At 64.3% G+C, this 24,493-nt stretch carries 21 protein-coding genes; 13 read left to right on the top strand and 8 right to left on the bottom strand.

What is annotated here, in order from left to right:
* Positions 1-111: 111 nt before the first annotated feature.
* The 12 genes from AC0L25_RS03955 to AC0L25_RS03900 all read left to right on the top strand — a co-directional run bounded on the left by AC0L25_RS03955 (position 112) and on the right by AC0L25_RS03900 (position 16,003).
* Positions 112-513 (top strand): PTS sugar transporter subunit IIA, encoded by a 402-nt coding sequence (locus AC0L25_RS03955; protein WP_029347440.1) that lies wholly within the window; start codon positions 112-114, stop codon positions 511-513.
* Positions 510-806 (top strand): HPr family phosphocarrier protein, encoded by a 297-nt coding sequence (locus tag AC0L25_RS03950; RefSeq protein ID WP_095493998.1) that lies wholly within the window; start codon positions 510-512, stop codon positions 804-806. Before AC0L25_RS03955 ends, AC0L25_RS03950 begins: the two co-directional genes overlap by 4 nt.
* A 249-nt stretch (positions 807-1,055) precedes the next feature.
* Complete coding sequence (gene ahcY, locus AC0L25_RS03945) at positions 1,056-2,456, top strand: adenosylhomocysteinase (RefSeq protein ID WP_473594280.1); 1,401 nt, start codon at positions 1,056-1,058, stop codon at positions 2,454-2,456.
* A gap of 187 nt (positions 2,457-2,643) precedes the next feature.
* A complete protein-coding gene (locus tag AC0L25_RS03940) occupies positions 2,644-5,208 on the top strand; it encodes a sensor histidine kinase (RefSeq protein ID WP_473594279.1) in 2,565 nt (854 codons plus the stop codon).
* Positions 5,209-5,216: 8 nt separating this feature from the next.
* Positions 5,217-6,728: a tRNA (adenosine(37)-N6)-threonylcarbamoyltransferase complex ATPase subunit type 1 TsaE gene (gene tsaE, locus AC0L25_RS03935; RefSeq protein ID WP_473594278.1), complete on the top strand. Its 1,512-nt coding sequence runs from the start codon at positions 5,217-5,219 to the stop codon at positions 6,726-6,728.
* Positions 6,729-6,748: 20 nt separating this feature from the next.
* Positions 6,749-7,495, top strand: a complete 747-nt coding sequence (locus AC0L25_RS03930; RefSeq protein ID WP_473594395.1) for a nucleotidyltransferase family protein — start codon at positions 6,749-6,751, stop codon at positions 7,493-7,495.
* A complete protein-coding gene (gene addB / locus AC0L25_RS03925) occupies positions 7,492-10,611 on the top strand; it encodes a double-strand break repair protein AddB (protein ID WP_473594277.1) in 3,120 nt (1,039 codons plus the stop codon). Before AC0L25_RS03930 ends, addB begins: the two co-directional genes overlap by 4 nt.
* Positions 10,608-14,120 (top strand): double-strand break repair helicase AddA, encoded by a 3,513-nt coding sequence (addA, locus tag AC0L25_RS03920; RefSeq protein ID WP_473594276.1) that lies wholly within the window; start codon positions 10,608-10,610, stop codon positions 14,118-14,120. Before addB ends, addA begins: the two co-directional genes overlap by 4 nt.
* A 74-nt stretch (positions 14,121-14,194) precedes the next feature.
* Positions 14,195-14,518, top strand: a complete 324-nt coding sequence (gene trxA, locus AC0L25_RS03915; RefSeq protein WP_027152031.1) for a thioredoxin — start codon at positions 14,195-14,197, stop codon at positions 14,516-14,518.
* Between the two features lie 224 nt (positions 14,519-14,742).
* Positions 14,743-15,024: a cupin domain-containing protein gene (locus AC0L25_RS03910; RefSeq protein WP_065011517.1), complete on the top strand. Its 282-nt coding sequence runs from the start codon at positions 14,743-14,745 to the stop codon at positions 15,022-15,024.
* A 125-nt stretch (positions 15,025-15,149) separates the two neighbouring features.
* Positions 15,150-15,500 (top strand): MbcA/ParS/Xre antitoxin family protein, encoded by a 351-nt coding sequence (locus AC0L25_RS03905; protein ID WP_077374772.1) that lies wholly within the window; start codon positions 15,150-15,152, stop codon positions 15,498-15,500.
* Between the two features lie 8 nt (positions 15,501-15,508).
* Entirely contained in the window at positions 15,509-16,003 is a 495-nt protein-coding gene (locus tag AC0L25_RS03900; protein ID WP_473594275.1) for an RES family NAD+ phosphorylase, read from the top strand.
* 190 nt (positions 16,004-16,193) lie between these two features.
* Here the strand turns inward: AC0L25_RS03900 and AC0L25_RS03895 are convergent, their stop codons facing one another.
* The 5 genes from AC0L25_RS03895 to AC0L25_RS03875 form a co-directional block, all read right to left on the bottom strand.
* Positions 16,194-17,519 (bottom strand): bifunctional folylpolyglutamate synthase/dihydrofolate synthase, encoded by a 1,326-nt coding sequence (locus tag AC0L25_RS03895; RefSeq protein ID WP_473594274.1) that lies wholly within the window; start codon positions 17,517-17,519, stop codon positions 16,194-16,196.
* Between the two features lie 125 nt (positions 17,520-17,644).
* Positions 17,645-18,571: an acetyl-CoA carboxylase, carboxyltransferase subunit beta gene (gene accD / locus AC0L25_RS03890; RefSeq protein WP_473594273.1), complete on the bottom strand. Its 927-nt coding sequence runs from the start codon at positions 18,569-18,571 to the stop codon at positions 17,645-17,647.
* Positions 18,572-18,665: 94 nt separating this feature from the next.
* Complete coding sequence (gene trpA / locus AC0L25_RS03885) at positions 18,666-19,505, bottom strand: tryptophan synthase subunit alpha (RefSeq protein ID WP_473594272.1); 840 nt, start codon at positions 19,503-19,505, stop codon at positions 18,666-18,668.
* 2 nt (positions 19,506-19,507) lie between these two features.
* Positions 19,508-20,758 (bottom strand): tryptophan synthase subunit beta, encoded by a 1,251-nt coding sequence (gene trpB, locus AC0L25_RS03880; protein ID WP_473594271.1) that lies wholly within the window; start codon positions 20,756-20,758, stop codon positions 19,508-19,510.
* 87 nt (positions 20,759-20,845) lie between these two features.
* Positions 20,846-21,505 (bottom strand): phosphoribosylanthranilate isomerase, encoded by a 660-nt coding sequence (locus AC0L25_RS03875; RefSeq protein WP_473594394.1) that lies wholly within the window; start codon positions 21,503-21,505, stop codon positions 20,846-20,848.
* Between the two features lie 141 nt (positions 21,506-21,646).
* Here AC0L25_RS03875 and AC0L25_RS03870 point away from each other — a divergent pair, with 141 nt between their 5' ends.
* Positions 21,647-21,865, top strand: a complete 219-nt coding sequence (locus AC0L25_RS03870; RefSeq protein ID WP_473594270.1) for a hypothetical protein — start codon at positions 21,647-21,649, stop codon at positions 21,863-21,865.
* Between the two features lie 9 nt (positions 21,866-21,874).
* Here AC0L25_RS03870 and AC0L25_RS03865 read toward each other — a convergent pair whose 3' ends face one another.
* The 3 genes from AC0L25_RS03865 to AC0L25_RS03855 all read right to left on the bottom strand — a co-directional run bounded on the left by AC0L25_RS03865 (position 21,875) and on the right by AC0L25_RS03855 (position 24,492).
* Complete coding sequence (locus AC0L25_RS03865) at positions 21,875-22,633, bottom strand: M48 family metallopeptidase (RefSeq protein ID WP_473594269.1); 759 nt, start codon at positions 22,631-22,633, stop codon at positions 21,875-21,877.
* Between the two features lie 98 nt (positions 22,634-22,731).
* A complete protein-coding gene (locus AC0L25_RS03860) occupies positions 22,732-23,232 on the bottom strand; it encodes a DUF2852 domain-containing protein (RefSeq protein WP_473594268.1) in 501 nt (166 codons plus the stop codon).
* A gap of 117 nt (positions 23,233-23,349) precedes the next feature.
* Positions 23,350-24,492 (bottom strand): benzoate/H(+) symporter BenE family transporter, encoded by a 1,143-nt coding sequence (locus tag AC0L25_RS03855; RefSeq protein WP_473594267.1) that lies wholly within the window; start codon positions 24,490-24,492, stop codon positions 23,350-23,352.
* Position 24,493: the final 1 nt, after the last annotated feature.

Below are 24,493 nucleotides of genomic sequence, written 5' to 3'. Positions count from 1 at the left end.
ATTTTGGGCTTGTCAACGCGCCTCGCGTCGACAAGATAGCGCTCCCGCCGCCTAGAATGGCCGGCGAGCATGAAACGCCTATGAAGCGGCGATGACGGGAGCCATCAAAGAATGATCGGACTCGTGCTTGTAACGCACGGTCAACTGGCCGCCGAATTCCGCCATGCCGTGGAACATGTCGTCGGGCCACAAGACAGTTTCGAGACCGTGGCGATCGGCGCCGATGACGATATGGAGCAGCGCCGCAGTGACATCGTCGACGCCGTTGCCCGTGTCGACACCGGGGCGGGCGTCATCGTTTTGACCGATATGTTCGGCGGCACGCCCTCCAATCTCGCCATTTCGGTGATGGAATCCGGTCGTACCGAGGTCATTGCCGGCATGAACCTGCCGATGCTGATCAAGCTGTCCAGCATTCGCAAGGGCGACAATATGAGCGCAGCGCTGGACGAGGCGCAGGCGGCCGGCCGCAAATACATCAATGTCGCCAGCCAGCTCCTGAGCAGCAAATGAACGCGCTGTCGGCCAAGAAGGGTGACATCGTCCGGGAATTTCCAATCGTCAACCAGCGTGGCCTGCATGCCCGCGCCTCGGCGAAGTTCGTTCAGGTCGCCAGCGGCTTCGACGCCTCCGTCCAGGTCGAGAAGGACGGCGTTACGGTTGGAGGCACCTCGATCATGGGCCTGATGATGCTGGCAGCAAGCCCCGGCTACTCGATCCGCGTCACCGCCAGCGGCCCGGAGGCCGAGCAGGTGATCGACGCGCTGGAGCAACTGGTCGCCTCCCGCTTCGGCGAGGAGTCCTGACCCCCACAGCGCCGCGCCTCATTTGGACGCGCAAAGGACGCTTTAGCACTTTGAATTGTGCATCGTGCTTCCGGAAACCGATTCCGATTTCGGACCGGGGCGTCTCCGGAGACATGCACGGATAAAGATTTCTTTATATCCCATTGTCGTCAGACCGACGATCTGCTAGTCAGGCCGGCAACTCGCGCCCTTCGACACGCCTTCCGGCGTGGGCGCATCCCGAAGACAATTCTTGATCGGAGCACTGCCATGACGGGTAGCAATGACTATGTGGTCGCCGACATCTCGCTTGCCGGCTGGGGCCGCAAGGAGATCGAGATCGCCGAAACCGAAATGCCGGGCCTGATGGCCTGCCGCGAAGAATTCGGCAAGGCGCAGCCGCTCAAGGGCGCGCGCATCACCGGCTCGCTGCACATGACCATCCAGACGGCGGTGCTGATCGAAACGCTGAAGGCGCTCGGCGCCGATATCCGCTGGGCCTCCTGCAACATCTTCTCGACCCAGGACCATGCGGCCGCAGCCATCGCCGAGGCCGGCATTCCGGTCTTCGCCGTCAAGGGCGAGACGCTCGAGGACTACTGGGTCTACACCGACAAGATCTTCCAGTGGGCCGATGGCGGCACCTCCAACATGATCCTCGACGATGGCGGCGACGCCACCATGTACATCCTGATCGGTGCGCGCGCCGAAGCCGGCGAGGATGTGCTCTCCGATCCGGGCAGCGAGGAGGAAGAAATCCTGTTTGCCCAGATCAAGAAGCGTATGGCGGCATCGCCCGGTTTCTTCACCAAGCAGAGGGAAGCGATCCGCGGCGTCACTGAAGAGACCACCACCGGTGTCAACCGGCTCTATCAGCTGCAGAAGAAGGGCCTGCTGCCGTTCCCGGCCATCAACGTCAACGATAGCGTGACCAAGTCGAAATTCGACAACAAATACGGCTGCAAGGAATCGCTGGTCGACGGCATTCGTCGCGGCACCGACACGATGATGGCCGGCAAGGTTGCGGTCGTATGCGGCTATGGCGACGTCGGCAAGGGCTCTTCGGCGTCGCTCAAGGGCGCCGGCGCCCGCGTCAAGGTCACCGAGGTCGATCCGATCTGTGCATTGCAGGCGGCGATGGACGGTTTCGAAGTCGTCACGCTCGAAGACGCCGCCCCGACCGCCGACATCATCATCACCACCACCGGCAACAAGGATGTCGTCACCATCGACCACATGCGGGCGATGAAGGACATGGTGATCGTCGGCAATATCGGCCACTTCGACAACGAGATCCAGGTGGCGTCGCTGCGCAATCTGAAGTGGACCAACATCAAGCCGCAGGTCGACATGATCACCTTCCCGGACGGCAAGCGGATGATCCTTTTGTCGGAAGGCCGCCTGCTCAATCTGGGCAACGCCACCGGCCATCCGAGCTTCGTCATGTCGGCGTCCTTCACCAACCAGGTGCTGGCCCAGATCGAGCTGTACACCAAGCCCGGCCAGTATCAGAACCAGGTCTATGTCCTGCCGAAGCATCTCGATGAAAAGGTCGCGCGCCTGCATCTCGACAAGCTCGGCGCCCGGCTCACCGAGCTGTCCAGCGAACAGGCCGCCTATATCGGCGTGACCCCGCAGGGACCGTTCAAGCCGGAGCACTACCGCTATTAACCACAGCTGAAATTACCACTAGATATTGAGGCCGGGCGATTGACTTTCGCCCGGCTTTATTTTTGCGCCGATTGATTCTTCACGCCGATTCGCGCAAGCGCTATGGTGCTGATTCGCGGGTCCGGGGACGAGGGCCGACGCCCGCATCAGGGCGGTCTTGCATTCAGGCGGCGAAGAGGACCAGGACATGCCGGGGGATTACCCGCCTTGCGCGGGACAGGCCGTTTCCGGCGGCCACAACGATTCGGTGACCACGGGTTCCGCTGCCAGAGGCGGAAGCCTCTTATGGCGCACTGGCACCCGCGTCGGAAAATTGTTTGCTTCCTCCGCGCTCGTCGGTCCGCTGCTTGGCACTTCGGCACATGCTGGACCCGCTGCTGCGTCCAAAGCCGGGCTGTCGGTCAGCACCGTCGAGGTCATGCAACTCGCCATGTTTGTCGGCGTCATGGGCGCCGCACTTGTCTCAGCCATTTTCCTGATCCGCGAACGGGCGCGCACCTCGGCGCAGAATGTCGAACTCAGAGCCCGCCTGGCCGACGTCAACGCTGCGCTGCAACGCTCCGAGGCGCTGCTCAACCTGCGCGGCCAGCGTGTCGTCGTATGGGCCTCGGAAAACAAGAAGCCCGAGCTCGTCGGGACATTGCCGGTTGAAAGCGGCGCTCCGGAAGACCGTGCCGCCTTCCTCGCCTTCGGCCGTTGGCTGATGCCGCGCTCGGCGGCGGCGCTCGAAAATGCTGTGGCGGCACTGCGGGAAAAAGCGAAGCCGTTCGATCTCGTCCTTGAATCGCAGGCCGGTGCGCCGCTCGAAGTGCACGGGCGCAAGAGCGCAGCACACGTGGTCGTCCGTTTCGTCTCGCTTTCAGAAACGCAGCGAAGCGAGGCCAGGCTGAAAATCGAGAACCAGCGTCTCGCCGCCGACTATGACACCATGCTCGGCCTTCTCAACGCACTCAGCATGCCAGCATGGCTGCGCACGGCGAACGGGCGGCTGAAATGGGTTAACCGCGCCTATGCCAAAGCGGTCGAGGCGGAAAACGCCGAAGCGGCGGTTCGCGACGCGAAGGAATTCCTGGGTGGCCAGGCGCGCGATGCGATCGCTGCACAGCACAAATTGCATCCCGTCTTCGACCAGGCGCTTTCCACTGTGATCGAAGGCGACCGCCGCATGTTCGCCGTCACCGACTTCGCCGGCGCGGACGGTTCGGCGGGTCTTGCCTGCGACACCAGCGCCATCGAAACCATCCGTAACGAATATGAGCGGACCGTGCGCAGCCACGCCGACACGCTCGATCAGCTCAACACCGCCGTGGCGATTTTCGATACCGACGAAAAGCTGCGGTTTTTCAACCAGGCGTTCCAGAAACTATGGGGTCTCGACAGCGGCTTCCTGCACAGCGCTCCCGACAACGCCTTGTTGCTCGACCGGCTGCGCAGCGAAGGCAAGATCGCCGAACAGCCCGAATGGCGGCGCTGGAAGGAAAGCCTGCTTGGCGCTTATCGCGCGGTCGAGTCGCAGGAACATTGGTGGCATCTGCCGGACGGCAAGACCATCCGCGTCGTCGCCAATCCGCAGCCCAAGGGCGGCGTGACCTGGGTGTTCGAAAACCTGACCGAGAAGATGGACCTCGAAAGCCGCTACCAGACCGCGGTGCGGGTCCAGGGCGAGACGCTCGACAACCTTGCCGAAGGCGTGGCCGTGTTCGGCCCGGACGGCAGGCTAAGATTGTCGAACCCGGCATTTGCAGCACTTTGGGGGCTGGACGCTGATGCCGCCAAGCCCAACGTTCACGTCTCCACGATCCGCGATCTGTGCGACCGGCGCGCCGCCGACAGCCCCTGGCGCGGGTTCGTTGCCGCTATCACCAGTTTCGACGACGAGCGCCGCGACCGCTACGGCCAGACCGAACTGAACAACGGCACCGTGCTGCGCTACGCGATGATCCCGCTGCCCAACGGGCAGGTGATGATGACCTTCGTCGACGTCACCGACAGCGTCAATGTCGAGCGGGCGTTGAAGGACAAGAACGAGGCGCTGGAAAAATCCGACCAGCTCAAGAACGAGTTCGTGCAGCACGTCTCCTACGAATTGCGCTCGCCGCTGACCAACATCATCGGCTTCACCGAGCTTCTTTCGCTGCCGTCGACCGGGCCATTGAGCCAGAAGCAGCGCGAATATGTTGAGCATGTCAGCTCGTCTTCCTCGGTCCTGCTCACCATCGTCAACGACATCCTCGACCTGGCGACCGTGGATGCCGGGATCATGGAGCTCGATATCTCCGAAGTTCACGTCGACCGGACCATCGCTGCCGCTGCCGAGCTTGTTTCCGACCGGCTGGAGGAGCATGCAATCAGGCTCAAGGTCGATGCCGCCACCGCGCCAAAGACGTTCCACGGCGACGAAACCCGCATCCGCCAGATCCTCTACAATCTGCTGAGCAATGCCGCGAACTACGCTCCGGAGGCGAGCACCATCACGCTCGCCTGTCGCTCGCTTGCCGAAGGCGTGGAATTCTCGGTTCACGACGATGGTCCCGGCATGCCGCCGGACCTGCTCGATTCGGTGTTCCGTCGCTTCGAACCGCGCACCAATGGCGGCCGCCGGCGCGGCGCCGGCCTCGGCCTGTCGATCGTCAAGAGCTTTGTCGAGCTGCATGGTGGCAGCGTCCGCATCGAGACCGGCAAGGACATGGGCACCACCGTCATTTGTGCCTTTCCCGACACGCCGTCCGGCATCCGCGCGGCGGCCGAGTAGCGCGCTCGATGGGAGGCATGGTGCTGGAGCGTTTTCTCGCCGACGAGGCTGCGACCGCAAGGCTGGGCGAGGATCTGGCCATGTCGCTGCGCACCGGCGACGTGCTGGCTCTCAGAGGCGATCTCGGCGCCGGCAAGTCGAGTTTGGCGCGGGCGCTGATCAGGGCAATGACCGACGATGCCGGTCTCGACGTGCCGAGCCCGACCTTCACGCTCGTCCAGAGCTATGAAGCGCGCATTCCCGTCCACCATTTCGACCTCTATCGCCTGTCCTCGGCGTCCGAACTGGACGAGCTGGGTTTCGACGAGGCGCTGGCGCAAGGCGCTGCCCTGGTCGAATGGCCGGAACGGGCAGAGGCCTATCTGCCAAACACTTCGGTCCAGATTGAGCTGCTCCATCAGGGCGACGGCCGCCTGGCGAGACTGACGGGACAAGGCGCTGCCTTCGAGCGCGCGGCGCGATCGCTGGCCATGCGCGATTTTCTGGAAAGAGCTGGCTGGGGCGAAGCACAGAGACGATATTTTATCGGCGACGCCTCGGCCCGCTCCTATGAGATCGTCTCGCTGGCCGGCCTGCCGCCGCGCGTGCTGATGAACTCGCCGCGGCTGGTGCTCGGGCCGCCGGTCCGCGACGGCAAGCCCTATGCGGTGATCGCCCACACTGCGCAATCCGTCGCGGCCTTCGTCGCCATCGACCGGGCATTGCGAGCCAGTGGCGTCAGCGCCCCGGAAATCCACGCGCAGGATTTGGACCAGGGCTTTCTTCTCCTCGAGCATCTTGGCTCGGAGGGATTTCTCGGTCAGCGCGGTCAGCCGGTGGCTGAGCGCTACGCAGCGGCGGCCGAACTGCTTGCCATGATGCATGGCAAGACGTGGCCCGACCGCATCGAGGCCGCGCCCGGTGTCGTTCACGATGTACCGCCTTTCGACCGCGACGCGATGATGATCGAAGCTGAATTGCTGGTCGACTGGTATGTGCCAGCCATCACAGGCAGCCCGGCAAGCGATGCCTTGCGCGCCGGCTATGTCAGGGAATGGAATGCGGTCCTCGACCGGCTGGCGGGACGCGAATACACGCTCATGCTGCGCGACTTCCATTCGCCGAACATCATCTGGCGCGGCGAGCTTACCGGCCACGATCGCCTCGGCATCATTGATGTCCAGGACGCGCTGATCGGACCGTCCGCCTATGATCTCGCCTCGCTCGCCATGGATGCGCGCGTTACGCTTTCGCCTGAGATCGAGCGGCGGACGCTCGATGCCTATATCGCTGCGCGCCATAAGGCTGGCGCTTTCAACGAAGACGAATTCGTCGAGACTTATGCGATCATGGCGGCGCAGCGAAATTCGAAGATACTCGGCATTTTCGTCCGGCTCGAAAAGCGCGACGGCAAGCCCTATTATCTAAAACACCTGCCGCGCATTCGCGACTATCTCCGGCGGGCGCTGGCGCATCCCGGGCTGGCCAGCTTGCGGGATTTCTATACCGCCCACGGCCTGTTGGAGGAACGGTCGCTGTGACGACACGCCTCAAAACCGCAATGGTGCTTGCCGCCGGACTGGGAAAGCGCATGCGGCCAATCACCGACACGATGCCGAAGCCGCTGGTCAAGATATCAGGCAAGACATTGCTCGACTGGAGCCTGGACAGCCTGGCTCGCGCCGGCGTCGACAAGGCCCTGGTCAACGTCCATTATTTTCCCGAACAGATCGTCGCCCATGTCGCCTCGCGCCGCGCCCCGCGGGTCGTTATTTCCGACGAAAGCGAAAGACTGCTCGATTCTGCCGGCGGTATCGTCCATGCTTTGCCGGAATTGGGAGGGGCTCCCTTTTACATTGTCAACGCCGACACCTTCTGGATCGACAGCGGCGTGCCCAACCTTGCCCGCCTCGCCCTTGCATGGGACGCGGCGAAAATGGATATTCTGCTGATGCTCGCGGATATCCAGTCAGCAACCGGACACAGCGGCGGCACGGATTTCCTGATGTCGCCGGACGGCGCCTTGCGGCGTTCGAAAGGCGACCCGGCAGGCCTGATCTATGCCGGCGCGGCGATCGTCCATCCCAGGCTTTTCAAGGATGCGCCGGCCGGGCCGCATTCCCTCAACGCCTATTTCGATGCGGCCATCGCTGCCGGTCGCCTGTTCGGCATGGCGATGCATGGCCGTTGGATCACCGTTGGCACGCCCGACGCCATTCCGTTGGCGGAAGCGGCGGTTGCCGCCGCTCTTGCTGAGTCGCCCAGCGCTTTTCCCGAGTCGACCAGCGCCTTCACTGAGTTGAAATGAGCGGCTCCCGCCGCGTTTTCTCGATCCCGCCCGGAGCGCCGTTTCTGCCGACGCTGGCCGAGGCCCTGCTGACAGGGCGGCTTGTCCCCGGTTTCCGCTTCAACGGCGACCCGCTGGCGCTGGCCGACGCCACCATCTATGTGCCGACCCGCCGCGCCGCGCGGGCGCTGCGCGGCGTCGTCGTCGACCGTCTGGGTGGCCGCTCTGCGATCCTGCCGGTCATCCGGCCGCTCGGCGAGTTCGACGAGGACGAAGCTGCATTCGAGGCCGACGCATCGGCCGCGATCGACCTCGCACCGCCGATCGCCGCGATCGAGCGCCTGCTGCTGCTGTCGCCGCTGGTGCGCGCCTGGAAACGCCGCCTGCCAGCGCATGTCGCGGCACTTTTCGACGAAGAGATCGTCGTGCCGGCGTCGGCCGCCGACGCCATCTGGCTGGCGCGCGACCTGGCCCGGCTGATGGACGAGATCGAGACGGAAGGTACGGACTGGACCAAGCTCGCCGATCTGGTGACGGGCAATCTCGCCGGCTGGTGGCAAGTGACGCTCGACTTCCTGAGTATCGTTACCGAAAACTGGCCGAACCTCCTTGAGGAGCGCAATCGCTCCAACCCTGCCGCGCATCGCAATGCGCTGATAAGGCTGGAAGCAGCGCGGCTGAAGCGCAATCCGCCCACCGGGCCGGTGATCGCCGCCGGCTCCACCGGGTCTATTCCCGCCACCGCCGAACTGCTTGCCGTGATCGCCGGCCTGCCCAGCGGCGCCGTCGTGCTGCCCGGCCTCGACCTGATGCTGGATGAGCCGTCGTTCCAGGCGATTGCCGCACCCGGCGCCAGGCCGGCCTTGCTTGGCCACCCGCAATACGGCCTGGCAAAGCTGATCGGCAAGATCGGCGTGCTGCGCGACGATGTCGAGGAGATCGCCGTTGCCGAAAGGCCGCTCGCGCTGCGTGCCGCACTTGTCGGCGAGGCGCTGCGGCCGGCGGAAACCACCGAGCTCTGGGCCGAGACGCGCGCGCGCTTCACGGCGGCCGAGATCACCGAGGCCCTCGCCGGTGTGACGCTTCTCGAAGCCGCCAGCGAACGCGACGAAGCGGTGGCGATCGCCGTCGCGCTCAAACGGGCCGTCGAGCAGCCCGGCCAGCGCGCCGCACTTGTCACCGGCGATCGCGCCCTGGCGCGGCGCGTCTCAGTCGAGCTGCTGCGGTTTGGTGTCGTCGCCGACGATTCGGGCGGCACCCCGCTCACCAACACGCCAGCCGCCGGCCTGCTCAGGCTGGCGCTTCAGGCCGCGTTCCGCCCCGGCGATCCCGTGGCCCTGCTGTCGCTGCTCAAGCACCCGCTGCTTGGCCTCGGCCTGGAACGCACAGGCGTCCGTCATGCGGCGGAGATCGTCGAACTGGTGGCGCTGCGGGGCGGCACCGGCCGCCCCGACATCGCATCGCTGCCGGAACTCTTCGAGGCCCGTCTCACCGGTCTGGGCGATACCCGCCCGCCGTTCTGGTTTTCCCGCCTGACTGTGCGAAATATCGAGCGCGCCCGCGAATTGCTCGTCCGCCTTGCCGCTGCGCTGGCGCCGCTGATCGCTTTTCGCAGTCAAGCCGAAGCCGATCTTGCCGAATTGACCCGAGCCAGCGTCGTCGCGCTCGAAAGCCTCGGCCGCACCGCGGATGGCAGCCTGAGCGAACTCTATGCAGGCGACGCCGGCGAAAAGCTCGCCGAGCTTCTGCGTGGGCTGGTCGCTGCCTCGGCGTCGTTCTCCTTCGCGGCGGCCGAATGGCCCGATGTGATGGAGGCGCTGATCGCGCCCGAAACCGTCAAGCCGGCACAAGGCACCGACAGGAACATCGCCATCTGGGGTGCTCTGGAAGCCCGGTTGCAGAACGTCGACACGCTGGTCATCGGCGGGCTCAATGAGGGCGTGTGGCCGCGCAAGCCGGAAAGCGACCGCTTCATGTCGCGGCTGATGAAGACCGGCATCGATCTCGAGCCGCCCGAACGGCGCATCGGCTTGGCCGCCCATGATTTCCAGATGGCGATGGGGACCAAGAAAGTGGTGCTGGCGCGCTCCGCCCGCTCGGGCGACGCGCCGGCGGTGCCGTCGCGCTGGCTGCAACGCCTCCTGACCTTCATCGGCAAGGACCATGCGGCGGTGCTTCGCCGGCGTGGTGATGAATTCCTGTCCTGGGCCCGTGCGCTCGACGCCGGCGAAAGAAGAGACTTCGCGCCGCGACCGCAGCCGAAGCCGCCGCTGGCTGTGCGGCCTCAGCACTTCTCCGTCACCGAGATCGAGACGCTGCGGCGCGACCCTTATGCGGTCTATGCCAGGCGGATCCTCGGCCTGATGCCGCTCGATCCTGTCATTCGCGATCCGGGCGCTGCCGAACGCGGCACGCTGTTTCACGCCATCCTGCATCTCTTTTCGCGGACAGTGGCCGACCCGCTTGTGCCGGAGGCGCTGGCCGGTCTCATCGCCGCCGGCCGCGCATGCTTTGCCGAGGCGGCCCTTCCTCCCGATGTCGAGGCAGTGTGGTGGCCGCGCTTTGAAAAGCTTGCCGCCGGCATCATCGAATGGGAGCGCGGCCGCGCCTTCGCCGTGACGCGGCGCCACGCGGAGGAACGCGCCGAAAAAACCGGCGTCGGCCAGTCCGGCGTGACGCTGTCCGGCTATGCCGATCGCGTCGACCTCCTGGCCGGCGGCATGGCCGACATCCTCGACTACAAGACCGGCTCCTCGCCGTCCAAGGCGCAGGCCCATACGCTGCTTTCGCCGCAACTGGCGCTTGAGGGCGCGCTGCTCAGGCGCGGCGCTTTCAAGGGGCTTGGCGCGCGCGAGCCGTCGCAGCTGGCCTTCATCAGGCTGAAGCCGAACGGCGAGGTGTTCGAGGAATCCATCCTCGAATACAATCGCAAGCCGCGAACCGCAGCCGATCTTGCCGAGGAGGCCTGGGCGCGTCTCGAAAACCTGCTGATCCACTATGCCGACCCGACGACCGGCTATCTTTCGCGCGCGCTGCCGTTCCGTGAGGGCGAGACCGATGGCGACTACGACCATCTTGCCCGCGTGCTCGAATGGTCTGCCGGCGGCGACGCCGACGACGAGGGAGGGGATGCATGAAGAAGGCCTATCCCATCCCGACCGATACCGCAGCCAGCCAGGCAAGCGCCTCCGACCCACGAAATTCCGCCTGGGTGTCGGCCAATGCCGGATCGGGCAAGACCCATGTGCTGGCCCAGCGCGTGATCCGGCTCTTGCTGCGCGGCACCGACCCATCGAAGATCCTGTGCCTGACCTATACCCGCGCCGCCGCCGCCAACATGTCGAACCGGGTGTTTTCGACATTGTCGGAATGGACGGCGCTTGGCGACGTCGAACTGGCGGCAAGGATAGAGGCGCTGGACGGTCGCCAGCCCGATCGCGAAACGATGCGCCGCGCCCGCCGGCTGTTCGCCGAGGCGCTGGAAACACCGGGCGGGCTGAAGATCCAGACTATCCACGCCTTCTGCGAATCAGTGCTGCACCAGTTTCCGCTGGAGGCCAACATACCGGCCCATTTCGAAATGCTCGATCCGCAGATGGAGGCGTCGCTCTTCGCCGCCGCCCGCCGCGACATGATCTCAGGCACGGCCGGCGGCGATGCGGGACTGGCCGAGGCTTTCGCCACCATTCTGGAACGCGGCGGCGAACACGGGCTCGACGCCTTGCTAGCCGAGATCGTGCGCAAGCGCGACGGTTTGCGCGCCTTCATCAGCGCGGCCGGCGGCGATGGCTTCCGGGCGCTGTTCGACGAGTTTAGGTTTCGCGCCGGCCAGACCGCCGAAGGCCTGGCGGCGTCCGTCTGGCCGCTGCCGGGCTTCCTGCCGGACTATTTCATCACCTTTGCCCGCGCTGCCGAAGCCGCCGATGCCCGCCTCGTGCTGAACAATTTGCTGCCCTACGCCCATCTTGCCTTCTCAGAGGACGATCCGGTTCGCCGGCTGCAATTGCTGGCAAAAGCCTTCCTGCGGGCGGATGGCGAGCCTTATGAGCCGGCAAAGACCTTCAAGAAGGCGTTGCTCGACCGGTTGCCGGATCTTGCCGAGCGCTATCTCTTAGCGGCCGATGCCATCCTCGAAATCTCCGACCGGCTGGCCTTGTTCAGGATGCTGGAGGGCACACGTGCCGCGCTGACCATCGCCGACTGGCTGATCGCCCGCTACGAGCACTTGAAGCGCGCCCGCGGCTTCCTCGACTTCAACGACCTCATCACCCGAACGGTCAATCTTCTGGCGCGGCCCGACGCCGGTCCATGGGTGCAATACAAGCTCGACCAGGGCATCGACCATATCCTGCTGGACGAGGCGCAGGACACCAGTCCCGACCAGTGGGAGGTGGTGAAACGGCTGGCCGAGGAGTTCTTTGCCGGGCTCGGCGCGCGCGACACGGTCCACCGCACGGTCTTTGCCGTCGGCGACGAAAAACAGTCGATCTATTCCTTTCAAGGAGCGGCGCCCGACTCCTTCGCCGACTCAAGGCTGCTGTTTTCCGGGAAGGTGCGCGACGCCAACGCCGCCTTCGCCGACCTCAAGTTGACCTGGTCCTTCCGCTCGACCGACGACGTGCTTGCGGCGGTGGACCGTGTCTTTGCCGACCCGGCCGTGCGGCGCGGCATCAGCCACGATCCCGACCCGCTGAATCACAAGGCGATCCGCGCCGATGCACCGGGCTATGTCGAGGTCTGGCCGTCGATCGGCGCCGATGTCGTCGACGAACCCGACGACTGGACCCAAGCCGTCGACCACGCCCATGCGCCGGCGGTGCGTGTTGCCGAAAACGTAGCGGCAACCATTGCCGGCTGGATCGGCGCTGGCGAGATCATCGAAGGCCGCGGCAAGAAGCTTCGGCCCGGCGACGTGCTGGTGCTGGTGCGCAAGCGCGATCGTTTCGTCCATGCGCTGACGCGCGCACTGAAGCGCCGCGACATACCGGTCGCCGGCGCCGACCGGCTCAGCCTGCCCGGCCATATCGCGGTGAAGGACCTGATCGCGCTCGGCCACTTTCTCGTCCAGCCTGAGGACGATCTGTCGCTCGCCGCCGTGCTGCGCAGCCCGATTTTCGATGTTTCGGAAGAGATGCTTTTCGCGCTAGCCGGCGAGCGGCCGTCCGGTCTCTCGTTAGTCGCTTCGCTGCGTAAGCAAGCCGGCGAAAACACTGCCTTGGCCGCAATCATTGCCCAACTCGACACATGGTCTGATGAGGCCGCCTTCAAGCCGGTGTTCGAATTCTATGCCGGGGCTCTCGCCCGCGACGGCCTGCGCAAGAAGATGATCGCGCGGCTCGGGCCGGAAGCCGGCGATATCCTCGACGAGTTCCTGAGCTTCTGCCTGGCCGAGGAACGGACCGGCCTGCCGGGACTGGAATCCTTCCTGTCGACGCTGGAAAATGCCGGCCCCGAGATCAAGCGTGAAATGGACCAGACCCGCGACGAGGTTCGCGTCATGACCGTGCATGCCGCCAAGGGCCTGGAGGCGCCTGTGGTGTTCCTGGTCGATGGCGGTTCCGCCCCGTTCAGCGACCAGCATCTGCCGCGACTGATGCCGTTCGATGGCTCGGGCGACCATTGGGACGGCAAGGGCTATCTCTGGCGCTCGGCCAGCGATGTCGCCAATGGATTTTCGCGGGCCGCTTCGGTCCGCGCTCGCGAGCTGGCCGACGACGAATACCGCCGGCTGCTCTATGTCGGCATGACCCGCGCCGAGGACCGGCTGATCGTCTGCGGCTATCACGGCAAGCGGGCACCGAACGCCGGCACGTGGCATTCGATCGTCAGTCGCGCGCTGGTCGGCGCCCCCGAAAGCGCTGAGCGGCAACACCCCGCCACCGGCGAGACCGTGCATCGCTTTCACGTGACGAAATTGCCGCCGGTCGCACAGGCAGCCGCCGAAGAAGCGCGGCAGACGCATCAGTTCGAGCCGTTGCCGAAAACCCTGTTCCAGCCCTTGCCGCCCTTCGAGGACCTGCCGCGCCCGCTGTCGCCGTCCGGCGCCTCGGCGCTGATCGACGAGGCCAAGCAAGCGGTGATCGACACCGGCTCGCCGGTGCTGGACGCTGAGAAGGAGCCCGGCTTTGCGGTGATGCGGGGGCTGGCGCTGCACAAATTGCTGCAGATGCTGCCCGGCATTGCCGAGACCGACCGCCGCGATGCCGCGGAACGCTACCTCAAGCGCGCCGGGGCGCAATGGCCAGAAACCGAGCGCGACAAGGCCTTGGCCTCGGTGGCGGCGATCCTTGCCGACAGCCGTTTCGCGCCATTGTTTGCATCATCGTCGCGCGCTGAAGTCGCGGTCATGGGCAGCCTGGAGGTGAAGGGCAAGCTGCGCTCGATCTCCGGCAAGATCGACCGGCTGGCGGTCGCATCAGGCAAGGTCTCGATCGTCGATTACAAGACCAACCGGCCGGCGCCTGCAACCCTGGCGGACGTTCCACCGGCCTATGTCCTGCAGCTCGCGCTCTATCGCGCGCTGCTCCAGCCGCTTTACCCCGAGCATGAGGTCTCGGCGGCGCTGCTGTTCACGGAAGCACCACGCTTGATCGAGCTGCCGCCGGCGGTCATGGACGACGCTCTTGCCCGACTCACGGGAGCGTGACACAACAGTTGCTTGAAGAAGGGCACGATCACCCCCACATTTGGTGCGACAATAACTCTCGAAAGGATTTTCGCATGGCCACCGTCAAGGTCGACAAGAGCAATTTCCAGACCGATGTACTTGATGCCAAGGAGCCGGTCGTGGTCGATTTCTGGGCGGAGTGGTGCGGCCCGTGCAAGATGATCGCCCCGGCGCTGGAAGACATCGCCATTGAACTCGGCAGCAAGGTGAAGATCGCCAAGCTCAACATTGACGAGAATCCCGAGCTCGCGGCGCAGTTCGGCGTGCGCTCGATCCCGACGCTGATGATCTTCAAGGGCGGCGAAATGGCCGACATGAAGGTCGGCGCGGCGCCGAAGACGGCGCTGTCGCACTGGATCAACGGCAATCTCGCCTGATCCGACTGAGAAGTCGCAGACAAGCCCGGCCCTCGCGCCGGGCTTTTTGTTGGCGTCATCTACAGCGCCGCGCGTCCCTTGGACGCGCAAAGGACGCTGTAGCACCTGATCTTGCGCATGACCCAGAAAATCGAATGCGATTTTCTGGGTCATGCGCTGGTCCGCCCTGGCACTCGCCACTTGCCGCCTCATGTTCTTGTCTGGCTTAAAGCAGGAGAACCCCCATGACCGGATCCGCTAAGGCCACCGTGTTCATCGACAACGAACGCGTCATCGTCACCGAATACCGCTTCGCGCCAGGCGACAACACCGGCTGGCACCGTCATGGCCACGATTATGTCATCGTGCCGCTGATGGACGGCAAGCTCAAGCTCCTGACCAAGGACGGCGAATCCTTCGCCGAAATGAAGAAGGGGGCGCCCTATTTCCGCAAGGAGGGCGTGGAGCATGACGTCATCAATGCCAATGAGGGCGAGTATGCCTTCATCGAGATCGAGCTGAAGTAACGCGGGAGCAGGCCCTCGCAACATCGCCGGTTGAGGCAGGACCGTATTGGGAAGAGTCCGCTTGAATGCCACTCACATTGACGCTACATTACGTCAGAAAATGTGTGGATTGAAGGAAGGCTGAGATGGCTCTGGTCCAGTACGCGGACGGTGGGTTCTTTGCCCCAAGAAAAATCGCCGAGGCGCTGCGCACCACCAGCGAGGAAGTGGCCCGGACTGCCGGCCTCGGTCGCGACGCCGTTCAGCGCAAGGAACGCATCCGTTCCGACAGGACGCAGCGCCGCCTGCGCGAGATGGTTGAAATCATCAACAAGGTCGAACCGCGCTTTGGCTCCGCGCTGATGGCGTATGCCTGGTACCGGTCCGAGCCTCTGCCCGGCTTTTCGGGGCAGACGGCCATGCAGCTTGTGCGCGGCGGGCGGGCGGCTGAGGTGCTTGAATATGTCGATGCGATCGATGCCGGCGTTCACGCCTGACACAACTGATGCACTACCGCGGCAAACTGTTTCGGGCGATCAACCCAATCTACGCACGTGAACCGCTCTCGGGGCGCGGCGCCGCATTGTTTGGCGGGCGGTTCAACCCGAAGGGCACGCCGGCGCTTTATACGTCGCTGACCGTCATAACCGCTCTGCGCGAGGCCAACCAGGTCGGCAATCTCCAGCCGACGACGCTCGTTTCCTATGACGCCGAAATCGCAAGTGTTTTCGACAGCCGCGACGAGGCCGCGCTCAAGGATGAAGGGTTGGATGCAACAGCTCTTGCCGACAGCGCGTGGCGGGATCAGATGCAGGCAAGCGGAGAAGCAAGAACGCAGGCTTTGGCGCGCCGATTGATCGCGAAGGGCTATCCAGCCATGCTTGTTCGCAGCTTTGCGGCCGGCGCTGTCGGGACGGATCTCAACCTCGTTCTATGGAAATGGGGTGATGATCCTCCGTGGCGGCTCGCGCTGATCGACGACGAAGGCAGACTGTCGTGAGAAGCGCAATGACTTGGCAATCGCTCCCGCGTTCTGGAGCGTCCAGCTTTCGATAAAACCGCCGAACCGCTCTCTAAGTATCTGTTTTAGGCAATTCCTTAGGGAAAGCGCTACGCGTTTTTCCCGGGAAAGCCGCGATGCAATTTTCCTGGAATGCTGGCCTATTGGTACGGAGGTCCGGCAGAATAGATCAGGTCGGCGGCGTGCCGTTTTCGGCCAGCACCGCGCCGGCCAGATAGAGCGAGCCGCTGATCAGGATGCGCGGCGGCGGTCCGTCCCATGTGTCGCGCAGCAGCATCAGCGCATTGGCGACGGAGCTCACCGGTTCGGCCGACAGGCCGGCCTCGACGGCGCGGATCGCCAGTTCGTCATTCGGCACACTGGCCTCGCTGAGGCTCACCGGTACCGTGTAGACATGCCGCACCAGGCCCTTGAAGGCTCGGAAATAGCCGCTCTGGTCCTTGGTGTTGATCATGCCGGAAATCAGGAACAGCGGCCGCGGGTTCTTTTCCTCCTGCTCGGCAAGTGCTTCGGCGACGACCACACCGGCGCCCGGATTGTGGCCGCCGTCGAGCCAGATGTCGGCGCCCTTTGGCGCCAGTTCCGTCAGTCTGCCTTGCGGCAATTTCTGCATCCGCCCCGGCCAGGTGACATTGGCCATCGCCTGGTCGGCGACGCGATGGCTGATCTCGAAGCCCGCCGCCTTGGCTGCCGCAATCGCCGCCGCCGCATTGGCGAACTGATGGCGCCCTGGCAGCCGCGGCGGCGACAGGTCCATCAATCCGTCTTCGTCCTGATAGACCATGCGGCCGTTTTCCTCGAAGGCGAGGAAATCCTGGCCGTAGACGAAGGCGGGACAGTCGAGCCGCTCGGCGGTCTCGATAAGCACCTGCAGCGCCGTCTCGCTTTCCTGCGCGCCGATGACCACCGGACAACCGCTTTTGATGATGCCGGCCTTTTCGGCGGCGATCAGTTCGACACGGTCGCCGAGAAAGGATTCGTGGTCGAGCGAGACCGGCATGATCACCGACACCGCCGGCTCGGTGATGACATTGGTGGCGTCGAAGCGGCCGCCGAGGCCGACCTCGATGATGACGGCATCTGCCGGATGTTCGGAAAACAGCAGGAAGGTGACGGCGGTGAGGATTTCGAAGACGGTGATCTTCTGGCCCTCATTGGCCTTGGCGACGCGGGCGATGGCGTCGGCGAACACCTTGTCCTCGACCAGCCTGCCGCCGCCATCGGCGGCCAGCCGGTAGCGCTCATGCCAGTGCACCAGATGCGGCGATGTGTGGACATGGACGCGGTGGCCGGCCGCTTCGAGTAGCGCCCGCGAAAACGCGGCGCAGGAGCCCTTGCCGTTGGTGCCGGCGATGTGGATGACCGGGGGCAGATGCTCTTGCGGATTGCCCAGCCGCTCCAGCAGCCGCGAAATGCGGTCGAGCGAAAGATCGAAGCCCTTCGGATGAAGCGACATCAGGCTTTCGATTTCGCGGTCGGCGGCAAGCGTGGTCATGGGAGAATCCTAGCGCATGACCCCGAAAATCGAAAATCGATTTTCGGAAAGGATCATGCGCGAAATCAACATGCTACAGCGCCACAGATGGCGCGCAATCGCGGTTCGCGACGACGGATGTCGCGTCAGGCTTGCGGGCGTGCTTCCGCCGGGAGCGCCACCGGCGGCAGGATTTCCGGCTCCAGCGGCTTTTCTTCTTCCGGCAGCTTGAGCAGCATCTTCAGCAGCCGAGCGATCGTCTGGCGCATCTCCAGCCGCGACACCACCATGTCGACCATGCCGTGCTCCATCAGATACTCGGAGCGCTGGAAGCCGTCGGGCAGCTTTTCCCTGATGGTCTGCTCGATGACGCGCGGCCCGGCAAAGCCGATCAGCGCGCCGGGCTCGGCGATATGCACGTCGCCCAGCATGGCATAGGAGGCAGTGACGCCGCCGGTGGTCGGGTTGGTCAGGACGACGATATAGGGAAGGCCGGCTTCCTTCAGCCGATCGACGCCGATCGTGGTTCTCGGCAATTGCATGAGCGACAGGATGCCTTCCTGCATGCGGGCGCCGCCGGAGGCCGCGAACAGGATCAGCGGCCGCTTGCGTTGCACTGCGACCTCGAAGCCACGAACGATGGCGTCGCCTGCGGCCATGCCGAGCGAGCCGCCCATGAAGGCGAAGTCCTGCACGGTCACCACCACCGGCAGGCCTTCGACGGTGCCCAGTGCATTGATGATCGCGTCCTCCAGCCCGGTCTTGGCCTTGGCGTCCTTCAGCCGGTCGGTGTAGCGCTTCTCGTCGCGGAATTTCAGCGGATCCTGCACCACCTTGGGGTTTTCGAGCATCTCGTACTTCCCGTCGTCCATGAAGAATCTCAGCCGCTCCTTGGCCGAGATCTTCATGTGATGGCCGGAGGACGGGATGACGAACTGGTTCTGCTCCAGGTCCTTGTGGAAGACCATCTCGCCGGTCTCGGGATCCTTGATCCAGAGGTTCTCAGGCATGTCGGTGCGCCGGCCGAGCATCGAATTGATCTTCGGGCGAACGTAGTTGGTGATCCAGTTCATCGCTTCGGCTCCTGTCCTGACGAAGAATTAGACCATGATCCCGAAAAGTGGAAACCGGTTTCGCTGGAGATCATGGTCAACCAGAAGATCAAGACTATTCGGCGGCAGCAAGGCGAGCCGCACGCACGCCTTGCGAAAGCCCACTGACCAGCGTGGCGACCGCCTCGGCCGGGTCGGCGGTCTTTTCGCCCTTCGGCCCCAGAACATTGGCGACCGCATTGACGATCGCGGTGCCGACGACGACGCCATCGGCATTGGCGCCGATTACGCGCGCCTGCTCGGCGGTCTTGACGCCGAAGCCGACGCAGACCGGCAGGTCGGTATGGCCCTTGATGCGCCTGACCGCCGCCGCCACCTTGCCGGTGTCGGCAAGCGCCGAGCCGGTGATGCCGGTCATCGACACGTAGTAGACGAAGCCGGAGGTGTTCTGCAGAACTTTGGGCAGGCGCTTGTCGTCGGTGGTCGGCGTCGCCAGCCGGATGAAATTGATGCCGGCCTTCAGCGCCGGAATGCACAATTCCTCATCCATTTCCGGCGGCAGATCGACGACGATCAGCCCGTCTATGCCGCTGGCCAGCGCGTCGCTCAGGAAGCGGTCGACGCCGTGGATGTAGATCGGATTGTAGTAGCCCATCAAAACGATGGGTGTTTCATTGTCGCCAGCGCGGAATTCCGACGCCATCTTCAGCGTCTTGACCAGCGTCTGGCCGCCTTTCAGCGCGCGCAGGCCGGCCGCCTGGATCGCCGGGCCGTCGGCCATCGGGTCGGAAAACGGCATGCCCATTTCGATGATGTCGGCGCCTGCCTTGGGCAGCGCCTTCATGATCGACAAAGCGGTGTCGTAGTCGGGGTCGCCGCTCATGAAATAGGTGACAAGCGCCGGGCGGCCTTCGGCCTTCAGCTTAGCCATGCGGCGGTCGATGCGGGTGGTCATGATCAGATCTCCATGCCCAGCATATTGGCCACCGTATGCACATCCTTGTCGCCGCGGCCGGACAGGTTGACGATGACGATCTGGTCCTTGTCCATGGCGGGCACGATCTTCACCGCATGCGCAATGGCATGGGCGGATTCGAGCGCCGGAATGATGCCTTCGACGCGTGTCGTCAGCTGGAACGCCTCCAGCGCCTCGTCATCGAGAACAGGCACATAGTCGACGCGGCCGGAGTCGCGCAGCCAGGAATGCTCCGGCCCGACGCCCGGATAATCGAGGCCGGCCGAAATCGAATGCCCGTCCATGATCTGCCCGTCGGCGTTCTGCAGGAGATAGGTGCGGTTGCCGTGCAGCACGCCGGGCGCGCCGGCACTCATCGAGGCGCAATGCTCGGTGCCATCCAGGCCGCGGCCACCGGCCTCGATGCCGATGATCTTTACGCTGCGGTCGTCGAGGAAAGGATGGAACAGGCCGATGGCGTTCGAGCCGCCGCCGACAGCGGCGATGATCGTGTCCGGCAGCCGGCCTTCCTGCTCGAGGATCTGTGCGCGCGCCTCGGTGCCGATCACCGACTGGAAGTCGCGCACCAGCTCCGGATAGGGGTGCGGGCCGGCGGCGGTGCCGATCAGGTAATAGGTGTCCTCGACATTGGTCACCCAATCCCGAAGAGCTTCGTTCATGGCGTCCTTGAGCGTACCGTGGCCGGCGGTCACTGGCCGCACCTCGGCACCGAGCAGCTTCATCCGGAAGACGTTCGGGCTTTGTCGGGCGACGTCGGTGGCGCCCATATAGACCACACACGGAAAACCGAAACGCGCCGCCACTGTTGCCGAAGCGACGCCGTGCTGGCCGGCGCCGGTCTCGGCGATGATGCGCTTCTTGCCCATGCGCTTGGCCAGCAGGATCTGTCCGAGGCAATTGTTGATCTTGTGCGAGCCGGTGTGGTTCAAATCCTCGCGCTTGAAATAGACCTTTGCGCCGCCCCCAAGACCCTTCGCCGAGGAAACCTCGCGAAGATGCCGGGTCAGGCCTTCGGCGAAATAAAGCTTCGACGGCCGCCCGGCATAGTGGGTCGAAAGATCAGTCAGTTCGGCCTTGAAATCCGGATCGTCCTTGACATCATTCCAGTGCCGCTCGAGGTCGAGGATCAGCGGCATCAACGTTTCGGCAACGAAACGACCGCCGAAGATGCCGAACATGCCCTGCTCGTCGGGTCCGGTGCGGAAGGAATTGGGTATCGCCGGCTTGTTCATCGCCGATCTCCTAGCTTGTGGTTTGGAGCATGTCCTTGTCGGAAAACCGGTTTCCACTTTTCCGGGACATACTCCGGGTTCTATCCTTCAGGCGGCGCGGGTATCCCGCGCGGCTCTGACGGCCCGGAAAAACTGTTCGATCAGCGCCGGATCCTTGACGCCCGGCGCACTTTCCACACCCGAGGAAATGTCTAATCCGGGCGGGTTGGCAAGCCGAAGGGCATCGCCGATATTGGCGGCGTTGAGCCCACCGGAAAGCATGTAATCGACGCCTGCGTCAAGGCCGGCCAGAACGCGCCAGTCGAAGGCAATGCCGTTGCCGCCCGGCAGTTCCGAACCTTTCGGCGGCTTGGCGTCGAACAGGAAACGGTCGGCTATGCCGACGAAGGGTATTATCCGCTCCAGGTCGGCAGCCTCGCTGACCGGCAGCGCCTTCATCACCGGCAGGCCATAGCGGGCCTTGAGCTGCGCCACCCGCTCCGGCGTTTCCGAGCCATGCAGCTGCAGCATGTCAGGCTGCATTTTCTCGACGATTTCATCCAGGAACGCGTCACCGGCGTCGACCGTCACGGCAACCGCTTTGGCCTTGCCGACTGCCGCTTCGCGCAAGCGGCCGGCTTCCGCCGGCTCGACATAGCGCGGGCTTTTGGCGAAGAAAATGAAGCCGACATGGCTGGCGCCGCCGGCCAATGCCGCGGCCAACGCCTTGTCGGTCTTCAATCCGCATATCTTGATGTCGAGCGCCATGGCGCGGAATTGGCACGAAACGGCAAAAGAGTCGAGAAAAAGCATCCTGTTTGCCGCCAGCGCGGAACGCGCTACCTTCCTAAGACAAGAGAGCGGAACGCGCTACCTTACTTCAGATAGTAGAGGCGGGAGCAAACAAGCATGGCAGACGAGACCGTCGCCCAACTCAGGCAGAAGATCGCGCAGGCCCGCGAGGTCATCGCTCATCTGATGGACAAGGCCGCCTTCAATGGCGCCGAGGCACACCGCGCGCTCGACTATTTCAGCAACGATGCCTTCGAGAAGAATTTCTTGCCATGGCCGCGCCATACCGACGAGGGCTTGCGTCCTGAAGAGCTCAACGCTGCCAACGACGATTGATCCGACGATCTACTCGAACATGATCGCTTGCAGCGCGCCGCCATTGCGCTTGAGCCAATCCTTGCAGCGCTCGGTGTCCGGGCAGAGCTGCTCGCACAATTTCCAGAATTTCGGGCCGTGGTTCATCTCCTTGAGATGCGCCACCTCATGCGCGACGAGGTAGTTTATGACCGGTCGCGGCGCCATCATGATGCGCCAGGAGAAGGACAGGTTGCCGTCCGACGTGCATGATCCCCAGCGGCTCGACGTGTCCTTGAAGCGGACTGCCTTGGCGCGCTTGCCGACCGCCCCGGTATGCTTGACCACCAGCGCCTCGATCTCGCGCTTGGCTTCGCGCTTGAGAAAATCGGCGACGCGGCGCGGCAGGTGCACGCGATCGCCATGCACGATCATCAGCGGACCGCGTTCGTCGCGCGACAGCGTGACGGTCCCGCGTTTCGAAGGCTCATGAACGATGCGATGCGGCACGCCGCGCACCGGTATCTTGATGCCCGGCCGCACCTGAGGCCGGTTGGGCACCTTGGCCAGCCGCTGCTCCAGCCAGTCCTGGTGGCGGTCGAGGAATTTTTCCACCTCCCCCCGCCGCAGGCCCGGCGGCACGGTGATGCGCAGACCACGGCCGCCGGAATCGATGCGCAGCGTCAGCCGCCGTGCCCGGTCACTCTCGACGATCTTGAGCGGCAGCGTGCGGCCGGCAACACAATGCTCCCGCTCCACGACGGGGGTGGGCCTGGGTTTGGTCAGGTTGCGGAAGAAGCCGAATGACATGGCGGGACGATACGTGATTCGAGGAAAACGAATAGAACAAAAAAGAAACGGCGCCGCTGACGCGACGCCGTGTTTGATTATTTATCGGGGCAAGTGCGTTACTCGTCCAATAGGCCTGGCGTCGATTTGCCACCGTTGCCAGTCCCCGTCGAGCCGGTCGATCCACCGGTCGAGGGGCCGCCAGTTGTAGGAGATGTCGGCTTGTTGCGGTTGGCCATGAAGCGATCGAACTCTTCCTGGTCCTTGGCGCGACGCAATTCCCTGGCATATTCGTCGAACTCGCTCAGCATCTCGTCGAGCTTGCGGCGCTCTTCATTGAGCCGCTCGAGTTCCTTTTCGCGCCAATCGTCAAAAGCCACGTTGCCGGTGCGGGCGGAGCCGTGGCCCCAGCGCGCCGCTCTGTCGGAACCGCGGCGGCAGCCGGCGAAGATGCCGTCGGTGGCTCGGTTGACGTCGCGCTTGAAGCCGTCAAGCCGGTCGCCCCAGATAATGTAGGCGAGCATGGCGAGGCCGAGCGGCCAGAACACCATGAAGCCGATCACCATCAGAGCGATGGTCGCCGGCGTCCAGGCCGGACGGATCAATGCAGATGTGTTCATTTTCTCCCAATCCTTCAGTTGGAGACAGCCAATCCCGGCTGCGTGGAATCGAAATGGGATGGAAAAAACGGCGATTCAAGACAGCGCCGGCCAAAACCGGACAAGCATTTGAAATGCTTATCGCTTTTTGAGCGTTTCAAGGAAAAGAACGACCAGGCCCGCAATCAGCCCCCAGAACGCCGCGCCAACGCCGAAAAGCGTCAGCCCCGAGGCGGTGACGGCAAAGGTGACGGTGGCGGCCATGCGTTCGCCGTCTTCCTTCAAGGCGATCGACAGCGCGTTGGCGAGCGGCGCCATCAGCGCCAGTCCGGCCACCAGCACAATTAGGCTCTGCGGCAGCACGGCGAAGATCGCCACCAGCGAGGCGCCGAAAATGGCGAAGACGAGATAGGCAAGCGCGTAGAAGGGACCGGTCTTCCAGCGCTCGCCCGGATCGGGATGCACATCGGGGCCGGTGCAGATCGCCGCCGAGATCGCCGCCAGATTGGTGGTCGAGGCCCCGAATGGCGCCGACAGCAGCGAAAGCAGGCCGGTGACGCCGATCAGCGGGCCAGGTTGCGGGTGATAGCCCGCGGCCCTCAGCACGGCGAGGCCGGACAGGTTCTGCGAGGCCATGGTGACGAGATAAAGCGGCAGCGCCAGGCCGATTATCGCGGTGACGGTGAACTGCGGCGCAATCAGCGTCAATGTCGAAAGTTCCGGGGTCGGCAGGCCACCGACCCGGCCGGTGAGGAAGGCGGCAGCGCCGCCGCCGACCAGCACCGCCAGCACCGAGAGCGCCGGATTGAACAGGCGGATGACAAAGAAGGCGGCGACCAGCGGCGGGATCAGCCACGGGTCGAGCGGAATGGCCTTCACCGCATTGATGGCGAAGGTGACGACGATGCCGGCCAGCATCCCCGACGCGACCGAGGCCGGTATCCTGGCGATCAGCTTGGTCAAAGGCCCGAACAGGCCGGTGGCAATCAGCAAAATCCCGGTGACGATGAAGGCGCCGACGGCCTCGCCGATCGAAAAGCCGCTCGATGCCGCGATCAGCGCCACCCCCGGCGTCGACCATGCGGCGATGACCGGCATCCTGGTGCGCCATGACAGCCACAGGCTCTCGATCGCCATGGCGAGGCAGATCGCCGTCACCCAGCTCGCGGTTTCGACCTGCGTCGCGCCGACCGCCTTAGCGGCGGCGATGACGATGGCCAGCGTGCCGCCGAAGCCGATAATCGCTGCGACGAAGGCAGATACCGGAATGGAAATGCGCATG

The organism is Mesorhizobium sp. WSM4813, from assembly GCF_055811555.1.
The sequence above is the reverse complement of the archived record's forward strand: the minus strand, read 5'-3'. Positions and strand labels throughout refer to the sequence as shown.

What these genes read in the sequence shown, in the direction of transcription:
- AC0L25_RS03955 (WP_029347440.1), top strand. Translation starts at nt 112, where the DNA reads ATGATCGGACTCGTGCTTGTAACGCACGGTCAACTGGCCGCCGAATTC.
- AC0L25_RS03950 (WP_095493998.1), top strand. Translation starts at nt 510, where the DNA reads ATGAACGCGCTGTCGGCCAAGAAGGGTGACATCGTCCGGGAATTTCCA.
- ahcY (WP_473594280.1), top strand. Translation starts at nt 1,056, where the DNA reads ATGACGGGTAGCAATGACTATGTGGTCGCCGACATCTCGCTTGCCGGC.
- AC0L25_RS03940 (WP_473594279.1), top strand. Translation starts at nt 2,644, where the DNA reads ATGCCGGGGGATTACCCGCCTTGCGCGGGACAGGCCGTTTCCGGCGGC.
- tsaE (WP_473594278.1), top strand. Translation starts at nt 5,217, where the DNA reads ATGGGAGGCATGGTGCTGGAGCGTTTTCTCGCCGACGAGGCTGCGACC.
- AC0L25_RS03930 (WP_473594395.1), top strand. Translation starts at nt 6,749, where the DNA reads ATGGTGCTTGCCGCCGGACTGGGAAAGCGCATGCGGCCAATCACCGAC.
- addB (WP_473594277.1), top strand. Translation starts at nt 7,492, where the DNA reads ATGAGCGGCTCCCGCCGCGTTTTCTCGATCCCGCCCGGAGCGCCGTTT.
- addA (WP_473594276.1), top strand. Translation starts at nt 10,608, where the DNA reads ATGAAGAAGGCCTATCCCATCCCGACCGATACCGCAGCCAGCCAGGCA.
- trxA (WP_027152031.1), top strand. Translation starts at nt 14,195, where the DNA reads ATGGCCACCGTCAAGGTCGACAAGAGCAATTTCCAGACCGATGTACTT.
- AC0L25_RS03910 (WP_065011517.1), top strand. Translation starts at nt 14,743, where the DNA reads ATGACCGGATCCGCTAAGGCCACCGTGTTCATCGACAACGAACGCGTC.
- AC0L25_RS03905 (WP_077374772.1), top strand. Translation starts at nt 15,150, where the DNA reads ATGGCTCTGGTCCAGTACGCGGACGGTGGGTTCTTTGCCCCAAGAAAA.
- AC0L25_RS03900 (WP_473594275.1), top strand. Translation starts at nt 15,509, where the DNA reads ATGCACTACCGCGGCAAACTGTTTCGGGCGATCAACCCAATCTACGCA.
- AC0L25_RS03895 (WP_473594274.1), bottom strand. Translation starts at nt 17,519, where the DNA reads ATGACCACGCTTGCCGCCGACCGCGAAATCGAAAGCCTGATGTCGCTT.
- accD (WP_473594273.1), bottom strand. Translation starts at nt 18,571, where the DNA reads ATGAACTGGATCACCAACTACGTTCGCCCGAAGATCAATTCGATGCTC.
- trpA (WP_473594272.1), bottom strand. Translation starts at nt 19,505, where the DNA reads ATGACCACCCGCATCGACCGCCGCATGGCTAAGCTGAAGGCCGAAGGC.
- trpB (WP_473594271.1), bottom strand. Translation starts at nt 20,758, where the DNA reads ATGAACAAGCCGGCGATACCCAATTCCTTCCGCACCGGACCCGACGAG.
- AC0L25_RS03875 (WP_473594394.1), bottom strand. Translation starts at nt 21,505, where the DNA reads ATGGCGCTCGACATCAAGATATGCGGATTGAAGACCGACAAGGCGTTG.
- AC0L25_RS03870 (WP_473594270.1), top strand. Translation starts at nt 21,647, where the DNA reads ATGGCAGACGAGACCGTCGCCCAACTCAGGCAGAAGATCGCGCAGGCC.
- AC0L25_RS03865 (WP_473594269.1), bottom strand. Translation starts at nt 22,633, where the DNA reads ATGTCATTCGGCTTCTTCCGCAACCTGACCAAACCCAGGCCCACCCCC.
- AC0L25_RS03860 (WP_473594268.1), bottom strand. Translation starts at nt 23,232, where the DNA reads ATGAACACATCTGCATTGATCCGTCCGGCCTGGACGCCGGCGACCATC.
- AC0L25_RS03855 (WP_473594267.1), bottom strand. Translation starts at nt 24,492, where the DNA reads ATGCGCATTTCCATTCCGGTATCTGCCTTCGTCGCAGCGATTATCGGC.